This is a genomic window from Rhizorhabdus histidinilytica (assembly GCF_900167915.1).
Lineage (GTDB): Bacteria > Pseudomonadota > Alphaproteobacteria > Sphingomonadales > Sphingomonadaceae > Rhizorhabdus > Rhizorhabdus histidinilytica.
In genome coordinates this window covers 470,316-481,611 of record NZ_FUYM01000001.1, presented here as the reverse complement: position 1 = coordinate 481,611, position 11,296 = coordinate 470,316, and the positions used below count along the sequence as shown (strand labels likewise).

Below are 11,296 nucleotides of genomic sequence, written 5' to 3'. Positions count from 1 at the left end.
GCGAAGGCAGGGGTCCATGTCTCTCATCGGCCAGATGGCCGTCGGGGAGAAGACAGACATGGATGCCAGCCTTCAGTCTTTGGCTGAAGTTTATCCCGAGCGCCTGCCTTGCAGGCAGTCGAGGGGCTGGCATGACGCGGATGGGGAAAGGAAGGCGCTTGAAGTTACCCTGCCCAAGTGCTGAAACGCCGTGCATGACAGCCCCGCGCCGCCCGACGATCCGATCGATTCTCGCCGTCGCCGCGCTTCTCCTGTCCGCCCTGCTGATCGCCGATCCGGCGCTGGCCTCGACCGCGGGCCCGGCGCAGACCGGCGCGCTCGACCGGGCGATGACGACGATCGCGGGCGACGGCCGGCCGCTGTCGCTGTCGCTCCAGATCCTGGTGCTGATGAGCCTGCTGACGGTGCTGCCGTCGCTGGTGCTGATGATGTCGAGCTTCACCCGCATCATCATCGTCCTGTCGCTGCTGCGCCAGGCGCTCGGCCTGCAACAGACCCCGCCGAACCAGGTGCTGGTCGGCCTCGCCATGTTCCTGTCGCTGTTCGTGATGCGGCCGTCGATCGACCAGATCAACGCCGACGCCTTCAAGCCCTATGGCGCCGGGCAGATCACGATCGAGGAGGCGATCACCCGCAGCGGCGCGGTGCTCCATCGCTTCATGGTCCTCCAGACCCGCCAGACCGACCTCAAGCTGTTCGCCGACCTCGCCAAGGCGCCGAAATTCGCGCGGCCGGCCGACATACCCTTCTCGATCCTGCTGCCCGCCTTCGTCACCAGCGAGCTCAAGACCGCCTTCCAGATCGGCTTCCTGATCTTCCTGCCCTTCCTGATCATAGACCTGGTGGTGGCGTCGACCTTGATGTCGCTCGGCATGATGATGCTGTCGCCGGCGATCATATCGATGCCGTTCAAGCTGCTGCTGTTCGTCCTCGTCGACGGATGGGCGCTGACGATGGGCTCGCTCGCGGCGAGTTTCGCGACATGAGCCGGCCCGTCCATGGATAGCGCCGGCAGCCCCGACTATTTCATCGGCATCGCCCAGCAGGCGATGTGGATCCTCGCGCTCGCGTCGGCGCCGATCCTGATCCCGGCGCTGGTCGCGGGGATCATCCTGGGCATGATCCAGGCGGCGACCTCGATCAACGAGCAGACGTTGAGCTTCGTCCCCAAGCTGATCGTCGTCGGCATCGCGCTGGCGCTGTTCGGCGGGGCGATCCTGATGCTGCTCGCCGACTTCACGCGCGAGATATTCGCCCGCATCCCGGACATGCTCCGATGATGGCGCTCCCATGATACCCCAGGGCCTGGCGGGGATCGAAACCCAGCTCTGGCTTTGGATGATCGCGATGATCCGGCCGGGCGCGGCGTTCATCGCGGCGCCGGTGTTCGGCGCGCCGCAGGTGCCGATGCAGCTTCGCGCCGTCGTGGCGCTGGCGATCGGCATCCCGGCGCTGGCCAACACCCCCTTCGTGATGCCGGTCGGCGGGATCGTGACGATCGAGGGCTTCCTGCTCGTCGCGGGGGAGATACTCGCCGGGCTCGCGCTGGGCTTCGCGGTGCAGATCGGCTTCTCCGCCGCGCTGGTCGCGGGCGAGGTGATCGGCAACGCGATGGGCCTCGGCTTCGCGGGCATGATGGACCCGGCGACCGGATCGCCCTCCCCGGCGGTCAGCCAATATCTGTCGCTGCTCGCGACTTTCCTGTTCCTGGCGACCGGCGGCCATCTCCAGCTCGCCGCGATCATCGTCGAGAGCTATCGCGCGCTGCCGCCCGGCGAGGCCTGGCTCGGCGCGCGCAGCATCCAGGGGCTGGCGCTGTTCGGCGGCGACCTGTTCGCCGCCGGCCTCGCCATCGCCCTGCCGGTCGGCTTCGCGCTGATCCTCGTCCAGCTCGTCATGGCGATGCTGGCGCGATCTGCGCCGCAGATGAACATCTTCTCGGTCGGCCTGCCCGCGACGCTGATGGCCGGCCTCGTCCTGCTGGCGATCGCCGCCCCGGTGATGGCCGACGGCATCACCGCCGCGATCCAGCGCGGCCTCGCCGAAGCGCGGCTGCTCGCGCTCGGGAGATAGGCGATGGCCGAGGGTCCCGAGGACGACGAAAAGACAGAAGCCCCAACCCCGAAACGGCGGCAGGACGCCGCCGAGAAGGGCGACGTCCTCCAGTCGCGCGAGCTGGGCACGGCGCTGGTGATGATCGTCGGCGCCGGCTGGATCGCGATCGCCGGTCCCTGGGCGATGGCGGCGCTCAAGCGGATGCTGTCCAACGCCTTGTCCTTCGATGCCGGCGCGATCGAGAATTTCGATCCGCTTTCGGCCGCGCTGGCGATGGTCGCGACGGTGGCATTGCCGCTGGTGCTGCTGTTCGCGCTGACCCTGGCCGCCGCGATCGCCGCCCCCGCCATGCTGGGGTCGCTCGGCTTCCGCTGGTCGGCGCTCGGCTTCAAGGCGAGCAAGCTCAACCCGATGGCGGGGCTCAAGCGTATCTTCGGCATGCAGGGGCTGATCGAGCTCGGCAAGTCGCTGCTCAAGATCCTGGCGCTCGGCGCGGTCGGCTACTGGCTGCTGATGGACCGGATCGCCGCGATCGTGACGATGGGACAGCAGGACCTGCGGACCGCGCTCGACAGCCTCGGCTCGACCTTCGTCTTCGCGATCCTGGTGATGACCCTGGCGCTCGCGGTCGTGGCGGGCGCCGACGTACCGATGCAGATGTTCCAGCGCGGCAAGCGGCTGCGCATGTCGAAGCAGGAGATCAAGGAGGAGTCGAAGCAGACCGAAGGCTCGCCCGAGCTCAAGGCCGCGATCCGCCAGAAGCAGATGGCCGCCGCCATGGGATCGGCGCGCAAGGCGGTGGTCGAGGCGACGGTGGTGCTGACCAACCCGACCCATTTCGCGGTGGCGCTGCGCTACCGCCCCGGCTTCGACACCGCGCCCGTCGTGCTGGCGCGCGGACGCGGCGCGACGGCGCAGGCGATCCGCGAGCTGGCGACCGAGAACAGCGTTCCGATGCTGCATTATCCCCAACTCACCCGCGCGATCTATTATACCAGCCGGTCGGGCCAGGTGATCCGCGAGGACCTGTTCATCGCAGTCGCGGCGATCCTCGCCTTCGTCTTCAACCTCGACCGCGCCATGGCCGAAGGCATCGCCCAGCCCGAGGTCGACGTGCCCCAGGGGGCCCGGTTCGACGAGGACGGCCGGCGGGCGGGATGACGAGCGCTGGACAGAAGTTGGTTAGCCGCCGTTAGGAAATTAAAAGGAGTTGGCCGGCTAAACCCCTCGCCGAATGCGCCGTTACCGGCAGCAGCGAGGTGGTGAGAAGTCCATGGTCACGTCTGTCGGTTCGTCCATCCTGACCGCGCTCGGCGCGTCGAGCATCGACACGAGCTCGCTGGTCGACCAGCTCGCCACCGCCGCGATCGCCAACAAGACCAAGGCGCTGACCGCCCGCGAGACCGCGAACACCGCGAAGATCTCCGACCTCGCCAATGCGGTCAATTCGATCACCACCTTCTCCTCGTCGCTCTCCTCGCTGATCTCGGGCGGATCGCTGTTCACCCAGCCCACCAGCTCGAACAGCTCGATCGTCAACGTCAGCGCGGTCGCCGGCTCGCGGCTCAGCGGCCTGTCCTCGACGATCAAGGTCGAGCGGATCGCCAGCGCCCAGACGCTGACCGCCGCCGCCCTGCCCGGCGCGGCCAGCCCGGTCGGCCTCGGCACGATGGAGCTGACCGTCGGCGACAAGACCAAGACGATCACGATCACCTCCGCCAACAACTCGCTCGCCGGGCTCGCCCAGGCGATCAAGGACAGCGGCCTCGGCGTCTCCGCCAGCATCGTCACCGACTCGACCGGCGCGCGCCTGGTGGTGAAGGGCGCGACCGGCGAGGCGAACGCCTTCTCGCTCAAGGTGACGAGCGGTACCGCCGGCGAGCTCGATCGCTTCGCCTTCGATCCCGCCACCTACGATCCCGACGCCGTCACCGGCCTGACGCTCCAGCAGGAGGCGCAGGACGCGCAGATCATCGTCGACGGCGTCACCGTCAACAAGGCGAGCAACAGCTTCAGCGACGTCATCCCAGGCGTGAAGATCGACCTCGTCTCGGCCTCGCCCGGCACGACGGTGTCGATCGGGTCGAGCCAGCCGGTCGATTCGATCAAGCAGGCGGTGAGCGACTTCGTCGCCGCCTATAACGAGATGAAGGCGACGCTCACTTCGATGACCGGCACCGAAGGATCGCTGCGCAGCGACGCCGGCATCCGCGCGCTCGTCACCAAGCTCGGCGCGCTCACCTCTACCCGGCTCACCTATTCGAGCGACGGCAGCCCGACGACACTGGCCGAGATCGGCGTGTCGACCAACCGCGACGGCACGCTCTCGCTCGACAGCGCCAAGCTCTCCTCGGTGATGGCGAGCAACCCGGCCGCGGTCGAGGCGATGTTCAACCCCGGCCAGCGCAGCGACAATCCGCTGATCCAGATCACCAACGCGGTCGGCCAGGTGAAGGGCGGCGTCTACACCGTCACCAACGCCACGCCGGGCGTCGCCGGCACCACCGCGCAAGCGACCCTCGACGGGGGCTATACGCTGCCGCTCGGCGCCACCGGCGTCCAGGCGTCCTTCACGTCGGCGGCGGCCGGCCTGGCGTTCGACGTGCTCGGCCCGGTCGCCAGCGCGACGATCACGATCGACCTCGGCCTGCAGGGCGCGCTCGACGCGATCAAGAACGAGCTGACCGCCTCGTCGGGCCAGCTCACGGCCTCGCAGACCCGGCTCGACAACGAGAAGAAGTCGATCGCCGACGACAAGGACAAGCTGGCCGCGCGCGACACCGCCTACCGCGCCCAGCTCACCGCCCAATATACCCGCATGCAGGGCGCGCTGTCCGCCTTCTCCTCGACGCAGAGCTATCTGAGCCAGCAGATCAAGCTCTGGACCAACGACAGCAGCAGCTAAACGAAGAGGCCGAATCCCTATGTATATGAGCCACGGTTATGGCAGCCCGATGAATGGGGCGAAGCTCCGTTATCAGACGGTCGACGTGGACAGCCGCGTCGAGGGCGCCTCGCCCCACCGGCTGATCGGCATCCTGTTCGAGGAGCTGATGAAGGCGCTCGAGATCATGACCGCCGCCCAGCGCGCCGGCATGACCGCCAAGGCGATCGACAAGCAGGCACGCGCCTCGAACATCCTGCTCGCGCTCGAAACCAGCCTCGACTATCGCAACGGCGGCGAGATCGCGGTCAACCTCGCGAAGATCTACCGCGAGGCGCGCCGGCTGGTACGGCTCGGCGGCCGCGACAACCAGCCCGAGCTGGTCGACCGCGCCCGCTCCTACCTGGCCGAGATCGTCGAGGCCTGGGAAGCGATCGGCTGAAGCCCTTAGGCTTTCGTTAACGCCTTCGGCCGCATCATGCGGCCGACTGGAGACGACCATGGCCCTGTTCAAGCACAAGCCCGATGCCGACGCCGCACCCTTCCGGGAACGCCGGGTGCGCGGCAAGGTCGTCGCCTTCTCGGCCGACATCGTCGCCGAGCACGTGCCCTCGCCCGCCCATGCGCTCCAGCAGATGCTCGCCGAGCGAACAGCGGACGGCTACATCCTCGATCCCGTCGCCCGCCGCCGCGCGCTGATCCGCTTCCTCGGCACCGCGCTGCTGCTGTGGGGCGGCAGCGCCGCCGGCCTTGCCACCATGATGATGCTGGCGCGCTGATTCCCCGTCACGCCGGGACTGCCCTCAATCCTCCAGCTTCGCGCCATCGACCAGCTTGTCGGCGCGCGCCTTCTCGATCCGGTCGCGCTCCTTCTCCGCTTTGGTGCGGCCGAATTTCGCGCGATTGGTCTCGGCCGTCGCCTTCGCGTCGGACCGCGCCCTGGCCTTGCGCGCCTTGTTGAGATTGACCACGTCACCCATCCCTTCACCCTGCCGCACGGGCGGAGGTGACGCAATCCCCGCGATCGGCTAAGGCGCGCGCGATGAACGAAACCGCCCTTCGCGCCTGGATCGCCGACACGCTCGGCCACGAACCGCGCGACCTTGCCCTGTTCGAGCGCGCGCTGACCCATGGCAGCTATGGCCCGAACCATTATGAACGCCTCGAATTCCTCGGCGACCGGGTGCTCGGCCTGGTCGCGGGTGCCTGGCTGTTCGAGCTTTTCCCGGACGAGCCCGAGGGCAAGCTGTCGCGCCGCCTCAACGCGATCGTCAGCCGCGAGACCTGCGCCGACGTCGGCCGTGCGATCGGGGTCGCGACGCACATGAAGCTCGGCAAGCAGGCGCGCGACGACGGCGCGGTGCAGAGCGACAATGTGCTCGGCGACGTGGTCGAGGCGCTGATCGGCGCGCTCTACCTCGAAGGCGGGCTCGACGCCGCGCAGACCTTCGTCCGCCGCGCCTGGGACGATCGCGCCACCGGCCAGGCGCAGGCGCCCAAGCATCCCAAGTCCGCGCTGCAGGAATGGGCCGCCGCCCATCGCTGCAAGCCGCCCGTCTACACCATGGGCAACCGCAGCGGCCCGCACCACGCGCCGCGCTTCACCGTCACCGTCGCCATCCCCGGCCGGGACGAGGCGAGTGCCGAGGGCAGCTCGAAGCAGGAAGCCGAAACCGCCGCCGCCAAGGCGCTTCTGGAGAAATTGTCATGACCGAACGCTGCGGCTTCGTCGCCGTCGTCGGTGCCCCCAATGCTGGCAAGTCCACCCTCGTCAACGCCCTGGTCGGCCAGAAGGTCGCGATCGTCAGCCCCAAGGCGCAGACCACGCGCACTCGGCTGATCGGCGTCGCGATCGCGGGGGAGAGCCAGATATTGCTGGTCGATACCCCGGGCATCTTCGCCCCGCGCCGCCGGCTCGACCGGGCGATGGTCGCCGCCGCCTGGGGCGGCGCGCAGGACGCCGACCTGATCGCCTTCGTGATCGACGCCAAGACCGGCATCACCCACCGCATCGGCGAGTTGCTCGACACGCTCGCCCAGCGGCGCGAGCCCAAGCTGGTGGTGCTCAACAAGGTCGACATCTGCTCGAAGGAAAGCCTGCTCGAACTGGCCGTGCGCCTGCAGGAGAAGCTCAGCCCCGAGGCGATCTTCATGGTCTCCGCCGCGACCGGCGACGGCGTCGCCGACCTGCGCCAGGCACTGGCCGATCGGGTGCCCGAGGGGCCGTGGCACTTCCCCGAGGAGCAGGTTTCCGACGCCACCGACCGGATGCTCGCCGCCGAGGTGACGCGCGAGCAGCTCTACCTCCAGCTCCACGCCGAACTGCCCTATGATTCGGCGATCGAGACCGAGAAATATGAAGAGCGGCGCGACGGATCGGTCGCGATCCACCAGCAGATCCTGGTCGCGCGCGACACCCAGAAGGCGATCGTGCTCGGCAAGCGCGGCGCCCGCCTGAAAGAGATCGGCTCGCGCGCCCGCGCCGAGCTGGAGACGCTGCTCGAACGCAAGGTCCACCTGTTCCTCCACGTCAAGGTCGCCGAGAAATGGGGCGAGGACCGCGGCCTCTACCGCGAGATCGGCCTCGACTGGGTGGATTGACGCCAAAATATCTCCCTCCCCTTCAGGGGAGGGATGTAAGGGTGGGGTACGGAGCCAAGGGGCTCGATGCCCCTTGGCGGAGTTCTGCGGAACGATCGTAGGCGCTCGCTGCGCTCGCGACCCACCCCCGGTCCCTTCCTTGCAGGAGGGGAGCTACTTTCCCAACACCTCCTCCACCCAGGCCGGCACCAGCTCGCTCGCCGGACCCAGCCGGGTCTCGTGGAAGAAATAGCTCCCCGCCGAGGGTTCCAGGTTAAGTTCGAGCGTCTCGATCCCGGCGTGGCGCGCCTGCTGGACATAGCCCGCCGCCGGGTAGACCGCGCCCGAGGTTCCGATCGACACGAACAGGTCGGCCTCGCCCAGCGCCGCGTCGATCCGGTCCATCTCGTAGGGCATCTCGCCGAAGAAGACGATGTCGGGGCGCAGCGTATCGGCCGCGCCGCAGCCGCCGCAGTGCGTCCCGTCGAGCATCGCCCCGCCGAAGCGCTGGCGATGGCCGCAATGCTCGCAGAAGGCCGACATCAGCTCGCCATGCATGTGCAGCATCCGCTTCGCGCCGGCGCGCTCGTGCAGGTCGTCGACATTCTGGGTGACGATCAGCAGCCCGCCCTTCCATTCGCGATCGAGCCGCGCGAGCGCGCGGTGCCCGGCATTCGGCTCGACCGTCGCCAGCGCCGCGCGCCGCTGGTCGTAGAAGTCGAGCACCAGCGCCCGGTTGCGCGCCAGCGCCTCGGGCGTGCAGATGTCCTCGACCCGATGCCCCTCCCACAGACCGCCCGGCCCGCGGAAGGTGTTGAGCCCGCTTTCGGCGGAGATGCCGGCGCCGGTCAGGACGACGATGTTGCGGATGTCGGTCATGGCGCCTCTCCCGGCCGTGGAATCTGCGTCAGCCCATGCCGTGTCCGGCGGTCATAGTCCTCCTGGATTTCCTCGATCCGCTCCTGGGTCCGCTTCGCCACGTCCTTGATCGATCCGCAGCTCGCCTTCGCCGCCGCCTTCACGAAATCGTTGCGATGGTCGATCGCGATCCGCGCATGGCCCGCCTCGTGGATCTCCAGCCCGCGCATCGTCCGCTCCCAGAAGGCCCACCCTTCCGGCGTCACCCCATCGGTGGTGGCCAGGCGCGGCAGGACGACGATGATTGACAGGCTGGTGGTCGGATCGGCGACCCGACAGTCGCCGCCGCGCCGCATCTGGCGCCATCCTGCCCGTATGTGCCAGGCGGTATGCGCGACGCCATCGCCCTTCTGCGGCGCCCGCGCACGCATCGAAGCGTAGATTTCGGCCGGGGTGCGGCCCTCGACCTCATAATAGCGGAAGGTGAGATTGGGCATGCCCGCGAAGGGCGACGATGCGGGAACCTCGGCGCTCGTCGCCACGGTGAGGGCCAACCCGAGCGACAGGATCATTCGCCGCCCTTCGGCCCCCAGAAGATCACCCAGGTCGCGAAGTCGTCGCTGAAATCCTCGAAGCGATGGAGCGCATGCGCCTCGACGAAGATCGCGTCGCCCGGCTTGAACGGCCTTCGCTCGCCGTTCTTGGTGAAGGTGCCGGTGCCCGAGGCGATGATGTAGAGCTCGTCCTGTTCGTGCGGTGCCTGTTCGTCGATGCCGAGCGGGGCATAGACGCCGACCCTCATCGAGCCGTGGCGGATCGGATAGGCGAAGCGGCCGTCCGGCCCCTCGGGCAGCGTGGCCAGTGCCGATTCGAGCGAGAACATCCAGTCCGACGGAACCATGCGAGCCTCCTTTCCCTCCGACCCGCCCGTTTGAGCATGGCCGCCGCCGCAATGCCAGCGGCTATCGCATGCTTGCGCCGGGCGGCGGCGCCCGCCATGAAGCGCGCGACGAAGACGAGGGGCATGGCATGACGGTGATCGGGATTTTGGGCGCGAACGGACGGATGGGCCGCGCGATCGCCGCCGTGGCGCCCGAACTGGGCGCCGGCCTCGCCGGCGGCGTCGACCAGGACGGCGCGGTGTTCGGCCCGCATGGCGACGTCGCCGCGCTCGCCGCCGCCAGCGACGTGCTCGTCGACTTCTCGGCACCGTCCGCGCTGGCCGGCCATCTCGACGCCGCGCTGGCGGCGAAGGTCGCGCTGGTGGTCGGCACCACCGGCCTCCAGTCCGAGCATCACCATCTGATCGACGACGCCGCCGGACGCGGACTGGCGGTGCTCCAGTCGGCGAACACCTCGCTCGGCGTCAACATCCTCGCCCATCTGGTGCGCGAGACGGCGGCGCGGCTCGGCTCCGACTGGGACATCGAGATCGTCGAGATGCACCATCGCCACAAGGTCGACGCCCCGTCGGGTACCGCGCTGCTGCTCGGCACCTTCGCCGCGCAGGGCCGCAACGCGACCCCGGAAGCGCTCAACCGCTTCGACCGGATCGGCCATGGCAACGACCGCCCGCGCGAGGAAGGCACGATCGGCTATGCCTCCTTACGCGGCGGATCGGTCGCGGGCGACCATATGGTCGTGTTCGCGACCGACAATGAGCGGATCGAGCTGGGCCACCGCGCCGAGAATCGGGCCATCTTCGCGCGCGGCGCGGTCAAGGCCTGCCTGTGGATGGCGGGTCGCCCCGCCGGCCGCTACGCGATGGGCGACGTGCTCGGCCTATGAAGAAGGCGGACATCTTCGAATTCTACCGGCGGCTCGCGGAGAACGACCCCGCGCCGGAGACCGAGCTCAACTATGTGAACCCCTATACGCTGCTGGTCGCGGTGGCACTGTCGGCGCAGGCGACCGACGTCGGGGTGAACAAGGCGACCGGCCCGCTGTTCGCCAAGGTCACCACGCCGCAGCAGATGCTCGAGCTGGGCGAGGAAGGGCTCAAGCAGCACATCAAGACGATCGGCCTGTTCAACACCAAGGCGAAGAACGTCATCGCCGCCGCCCGCATCCTGGTCGACAAATATGGCGGCGAGGTGCCGCGCGACCGCGAGGCGCTGGAGGAGCTGCCCGGTGTCGGCCGCAAGACGGCGAACGTGGTGATGAACACCGCCTTCGGGGCCGAGACCATCGCGGTCGACACGCATATCTTCCGCGTCGCCAACCGTACCGGCCTGGCCCCGGGCAAGAACGTCCTCCAGGTCGAGCTCAAGCTGGAGAAGGTGACGCCCAAACCCTTCCTGCAGGGCGCGCATCACTGGCTGATCCTGCACGGCCGCTACATCTGCAAGGCGCGCAGGCCCGAATGCTGGCGTTGCCCGGTCGCGGACCTGTGCGCGTTCAAGCCCAAGACTCCGCCACCCGCCGCCCAGGCGGCCTGATCGGCTTTTTCCGTAACCATCGCGGCGATTCGGGAATATATTCGCGCGACCAGCGGGACGATGTGCCCGACGGCGACAGGAGACGGCGATGAGCAGGATGATCGCGGGCGCGGCGGCACTGATACTGGCCGCCAGCGGAATGACGGCCGACGCCCGGCCGCTGAAGCCCGAGCAGGAAGCGAAGATCAAGCCGGCCGGCCCGGCCGAGAACTGCATCCCGCTCCGCTCGATCCGCAACACCCGCGTCCGCGACGACCGAACGATCGACTTCTACATGACGGGCGGCAAGGTCTACCGCAACGTCCTGCCGCAAAGCTGCCCCGGCCTCGGCTTCGAGGAGCGCTTCGGCTATGCGACCTCGCTGTCGCAGCTCTGCTCGGTCGACATCATCACCGTGCTGCGCACCCCGCCGGTCCCGCAGGGCGCGAGCTGCGGCCTCGGCAAGTTCCAGCCGATCACGGGCGCGCCGAAATAGCTGCGG

16 protein-coding genes are annotated in these 11,296 nt (G+C 68.6%); 12 read left to right on the top strand and 4 right to left on the bottom strand.

All coding sequences use genetic code 11. From position 1 onward, the window contains the following. Positions 1 to 194: 194 nt before the first annotated feature. The 7 genes from fliP to B5X82_RS02330 all read left to right on the top strand — a co-directional run bounded on the left by fliP (position 195) and on the right by B5X82_RS02330 (position 5,718). On the top strand, positions 195 to 986 hold the full coding sequence (gene fliP, locus B5X82_RS02360; RefSeq protein ID WP_051743687.1) for a flagellar type III secretion system pore protein FliP: 792 nt from the start codon (positions 195 to 197) through the stop codon (positions 984 to 986). 12 nt (positions 987 to 998) lie between these two features. After that, a complete protein-coding gene (gene fliQ / locus B5X82_RS02355) occupies positions 999 to 1,280 on the top strand; it encodes a flagellar biosynthesis protein FliQ (protein WP_011951067.1) in 282 nt (93 codons plus the stop codon). Between the two features lie 10 nt (positions 1,281 to 1,290). Then, positions 1,291 to 2,073 (top strand): flagellar biosynthetic protein FliR, encoded by a 783-nt coding sequence (gene fliR, locus B5X82_RS02350; protein WP_011951066.1) that lies wholly within the window; start codon positions 1,291 to 1,293, stop codon positions 2,071 to 2,073. 3 nt (positions 2,074 to 2,076) lie between these two features. Further along, positions 2,077 to 3,216: a flagellar type III secretion system protein FlhB gene (flhB, locus tag B5X82_RS02345; RefSeq protein ID WP_079646415.1), complete on the top strand. Its 1,140-nt coding sequence runs from the start codon at positions 2,077 to 2,079 to the stop codon at positions 3,214 to 3,216. 112 nt (positions 3,217 to 3,328) lie between these two features. Next, entirely contained in the window at positions 3,329 to 4,960 is a 1,632-nt protein-coding gene (gene fliD, locus B5X82_RS02340; protein WP_079646414.1) for a flagellar filament capping protein FliD, read from the top strand. A 49-nt stretch (positions 4,961 to 5,009) separates the two neighbouring features. Next, complete coding sequence (locus B5X82_RS02335; RefSeq protein ID WP_235862574.1) at positions 5,010 to 5,381, top strand: flagellar export chaperone FliS; 372 nt, start codon at positions 5,010 to 5,012, stop codon at positions 5,379 to 5,381. 58 nt (positions 5,382 to 5,439) lie between these two features. Next, the gene (locus tag B5X82_RS02330; RefSeq protein ID WP_079646412.1) at positions 5,440 to 5,718 is read left to right on the top strand and encodes a hypothetical protein; all 279 of its coding nucleotides are present in this window, start codon (positions 5,440 to 5,442) and stop codon (positions 5,716 to 5,718) included. 24 nt (positions 5,719 to 5,742) lie between these two features. Here B5X82_RS02330 and B5X82_RS02325 read toward each other — a convergent pair whose 3' ends face one another. Then, a complete protein-coding gene (locus B5X82_RS02325; RefSeq protein ID WP_079646411.1) occupies positions 5,743 to 5,919 on the bottom strand; it encodes a DUF4169 family protein in 177 nt (58 codons plus the stop codon). A 62-nt stretch (positions 5,920 to 5,981) separates the two neighbouring features. Between B5X82_RS02325 and rnc the strand changes: the two genes are divergently transcribed. Together rnc and era are read left to right on the top strand one after the other, a co-directional pair. Next, a complete protein-coding gene (gene rnc, locus B5X82_RS02320) occupies positions 5,982 to 6,650 on the top strand; it encodes a ribonuclease III (protein ID WP_176152443.1) in 669 nt (222 codons plus the stop codon). After that, complete coding sequence (gene era / locus B5X82_RS02315) at positions 6,647 to 7,540, top strand: GTPase Era (protein ID WP_079646409.1); 894 nt, start codon at positions 6,647 to 6,649, stop codon at positions 7,538 to 7,540. Before rnc ends, era begins: the two co-directional genes overlap by 4 nt. A 153-nt stretch (positions 7,541 to 7,693) precedes the next feature. Here the strand turns inward: era and B5X82_RS02310 are convergent, their stop codons facing one another. The 3 genes from B5X82_RS02310 to B5X82_RS02300 are packed head-to-tail and all read right to left on the bottom strand — an operon-like array spanning position 7,694 to position 9,278. Beyond that, positions 7,694 to 8,398, bottom strand: a complete 705-nt coding sequence (locus B5X82_RS02310) for an NAD-dependent deacylase (protein WP_079646408.1) — start codon at positions 8,396 to 8,398, stop codon at positions 7,694 to 7,696. After that, positions 8,395 to 8,949: a DUF922 domain-containing protein gene (locus tag B5X82_RS02305; protein WP_079646407.1), complete on the bottom strand. Its 555-nt coding sequence runs from the start codon at positions 8,947 to 8,949 to the stop codon at positions 8,395 to 8,397. Before B5X82_RS02305 ends, B5X82_RS02310 begins: the two co-directional genes overlap by 4 nt. Beyond that, complete coding sequence (locus B5X82_RS02300; protein ID WP_079646406.1) at positions 8,946 to 9,278, bottom strand: cupin domain-containing protein; 333 nt, start codon at positions 9,276 to 9,278, stop codon at positions 8,946 to 8,948. Before B5X82_RS02300 ends, B5X82_RS02305 begins: the two co-directional genes overlap by 4 nt. Positions 9,279 to 9,406: 128 nt before the next feature. On the opposite strand from B5X82_RS02300, the gene dapB reads away from it, so the two are divergent. From dapB to B5X82_RS02285, 3 genes are all read left to right on the top strand, one after another. Further along, the gene (dapB, locus tag B5X82_RS02295) at positions 9,407 to 10,165 is read left to right on the top strand and encodes a 4-hydroxy-tetrahydrodipicolinate reductase (protein ID WP_079646699.1); all 759 of its coding nucleotides are present in this window, start codon (positions 9,407 to 9,409) and stop codon (positions 10,163 to 10,165) included. Then, positions 10,162 to 10,815, top strand: coding sequence for an endonuclease III (nth, locus tag B5X82_RS02290; RefSeq protein WP_079646405.1), 654 nt, complete (start codon positions 10,162 to 10,164; stop codon positions 10,813 to 10,815). The genes dapB and nth overlap by 4 nt, the downstream gene beginning before the upstream one ends. An 88-nt stretch (positions 10,816 to 10,903) precedes the next feature. Continuing rightward, positions 10,904 to 11,290: a hypothetical protein gene (locus tag B5X82_RS02285; protein WP_079646404.1), complete on the top strand. Its 387-nt coding sequence runs from the start codon at positions 10,904 to 10,906 to the stop codon at positions 11,288 to 11,290. Positions 11,291 to 11,296: the final 6 nt, after the last annotated feature.

Bases quoted from the DNA above. Each gene is read 5' to 3' on its own strand.
- fliP (WP_051743687.1), top strand. From the start codon at position 195: ATGACAGCCCCGCGCCGCCCGACGATCCGATCGATTCTCGCCGTCGCC.
- fliQ (WP_011951067.1), top strand. From the start codon at position 999: ATGGATAGCGCCGGCAGCCCCGACTATTTCATCGGCATCGCCCAGCAG.
- fliR (WP_011951066.1), top strand. From the start codon at position 1,291: ATGATACCCCAGGGCCTGGCGGGGATCGAAACCCAGCTCTGGCTTTGG.
- flhB (WP_079646415.1), top strand. From the start codon at position 2,077: ATGGCCGAGGGTCCCGAGGACGACGAAAAGACAGAAGCCCCAACCCCG.
- fliD (WP_079646414.1), top strand. From the start codon at position 3,329: ATGGTCACGTCTGTCGGTTCGTCCATCCTGACCGCGCTCGGCGCGTCG.
- B5X82_RS02335 (WP_235862574.1), top strand. From the start codon at position 5,010: ATGAATGGGGCGAAGCTCCGTTATCAGACGGTCGACGTGGACAGCCGC.
- B5X82_RS02330 (WP_079646412.1), top strand. From the start codon at position 5,440: ATGGCCCTGTTCAAGCACAAGCCCGATGCCGACGCCGCACCCTTCCGG.
- B5X82_RS02325 (WP_079646411.1), bottom strand. From the start codon at position 5,919: ATGGGTGACGTGGTCAATCTCAACAAGGCGCGCAAGGCCAGGGCGCGG.
- rnc (WP_176152443.1), top strand. From the start codon at position 5,982: ATGAACGAAACCGCCCTTCGCGCCTGGATCGCCGACACGCTCGGCCAC.
- era (WP_079646409.1), top strand. From the start codon at position 6,647: ATGACCGAACGCTGCGGCTTCGTCGCCGTCGTCGGTGCCCCCAATGCT.
- B5X82_RS02310 (WP_079646408.1), bottom strand. From the start codon at position 8,398: ATGACCGACATCCGCAACATCGTCGTCCTGACCGGCGCCGGCATCTCC.
- B5X82_RS02305 (WP_079646407.1), bottom strand. From the start codon at position 8,949: ATGATCCTGTCGCTCGGGTTGGCCCTCACCGTGGCGACGAGCGCCGAG.
- B5X82_RS02300 (WP_079646406.1), bottom strand. From the start codon at position 9,278: ATGGTTCCGTCGGACTGGATGTTCTCGCTCGAATCGGCACTGGCCACG.
- dapB (WP_079646699.1), top strand. From the start codon at position 9,407: ATGACGGTGATCGGGATTTTGGGCGCGAACGGACGGATGGGCCGCGCG.
- nth (WP_079646405.1), top strand. From the start codon at position 10,162: ATGAAGAAGGCGGACATCTTCGAATTCTACCGGCGGCTCGCGGAGAAC.
- B5X82_RS02285 (WP_079646404.1), top strand. From the start codon at position 10,904: ATGAGCAGGATGATCGCGGGCGCGGCGGCACTGATACTGGCCGCCAGC.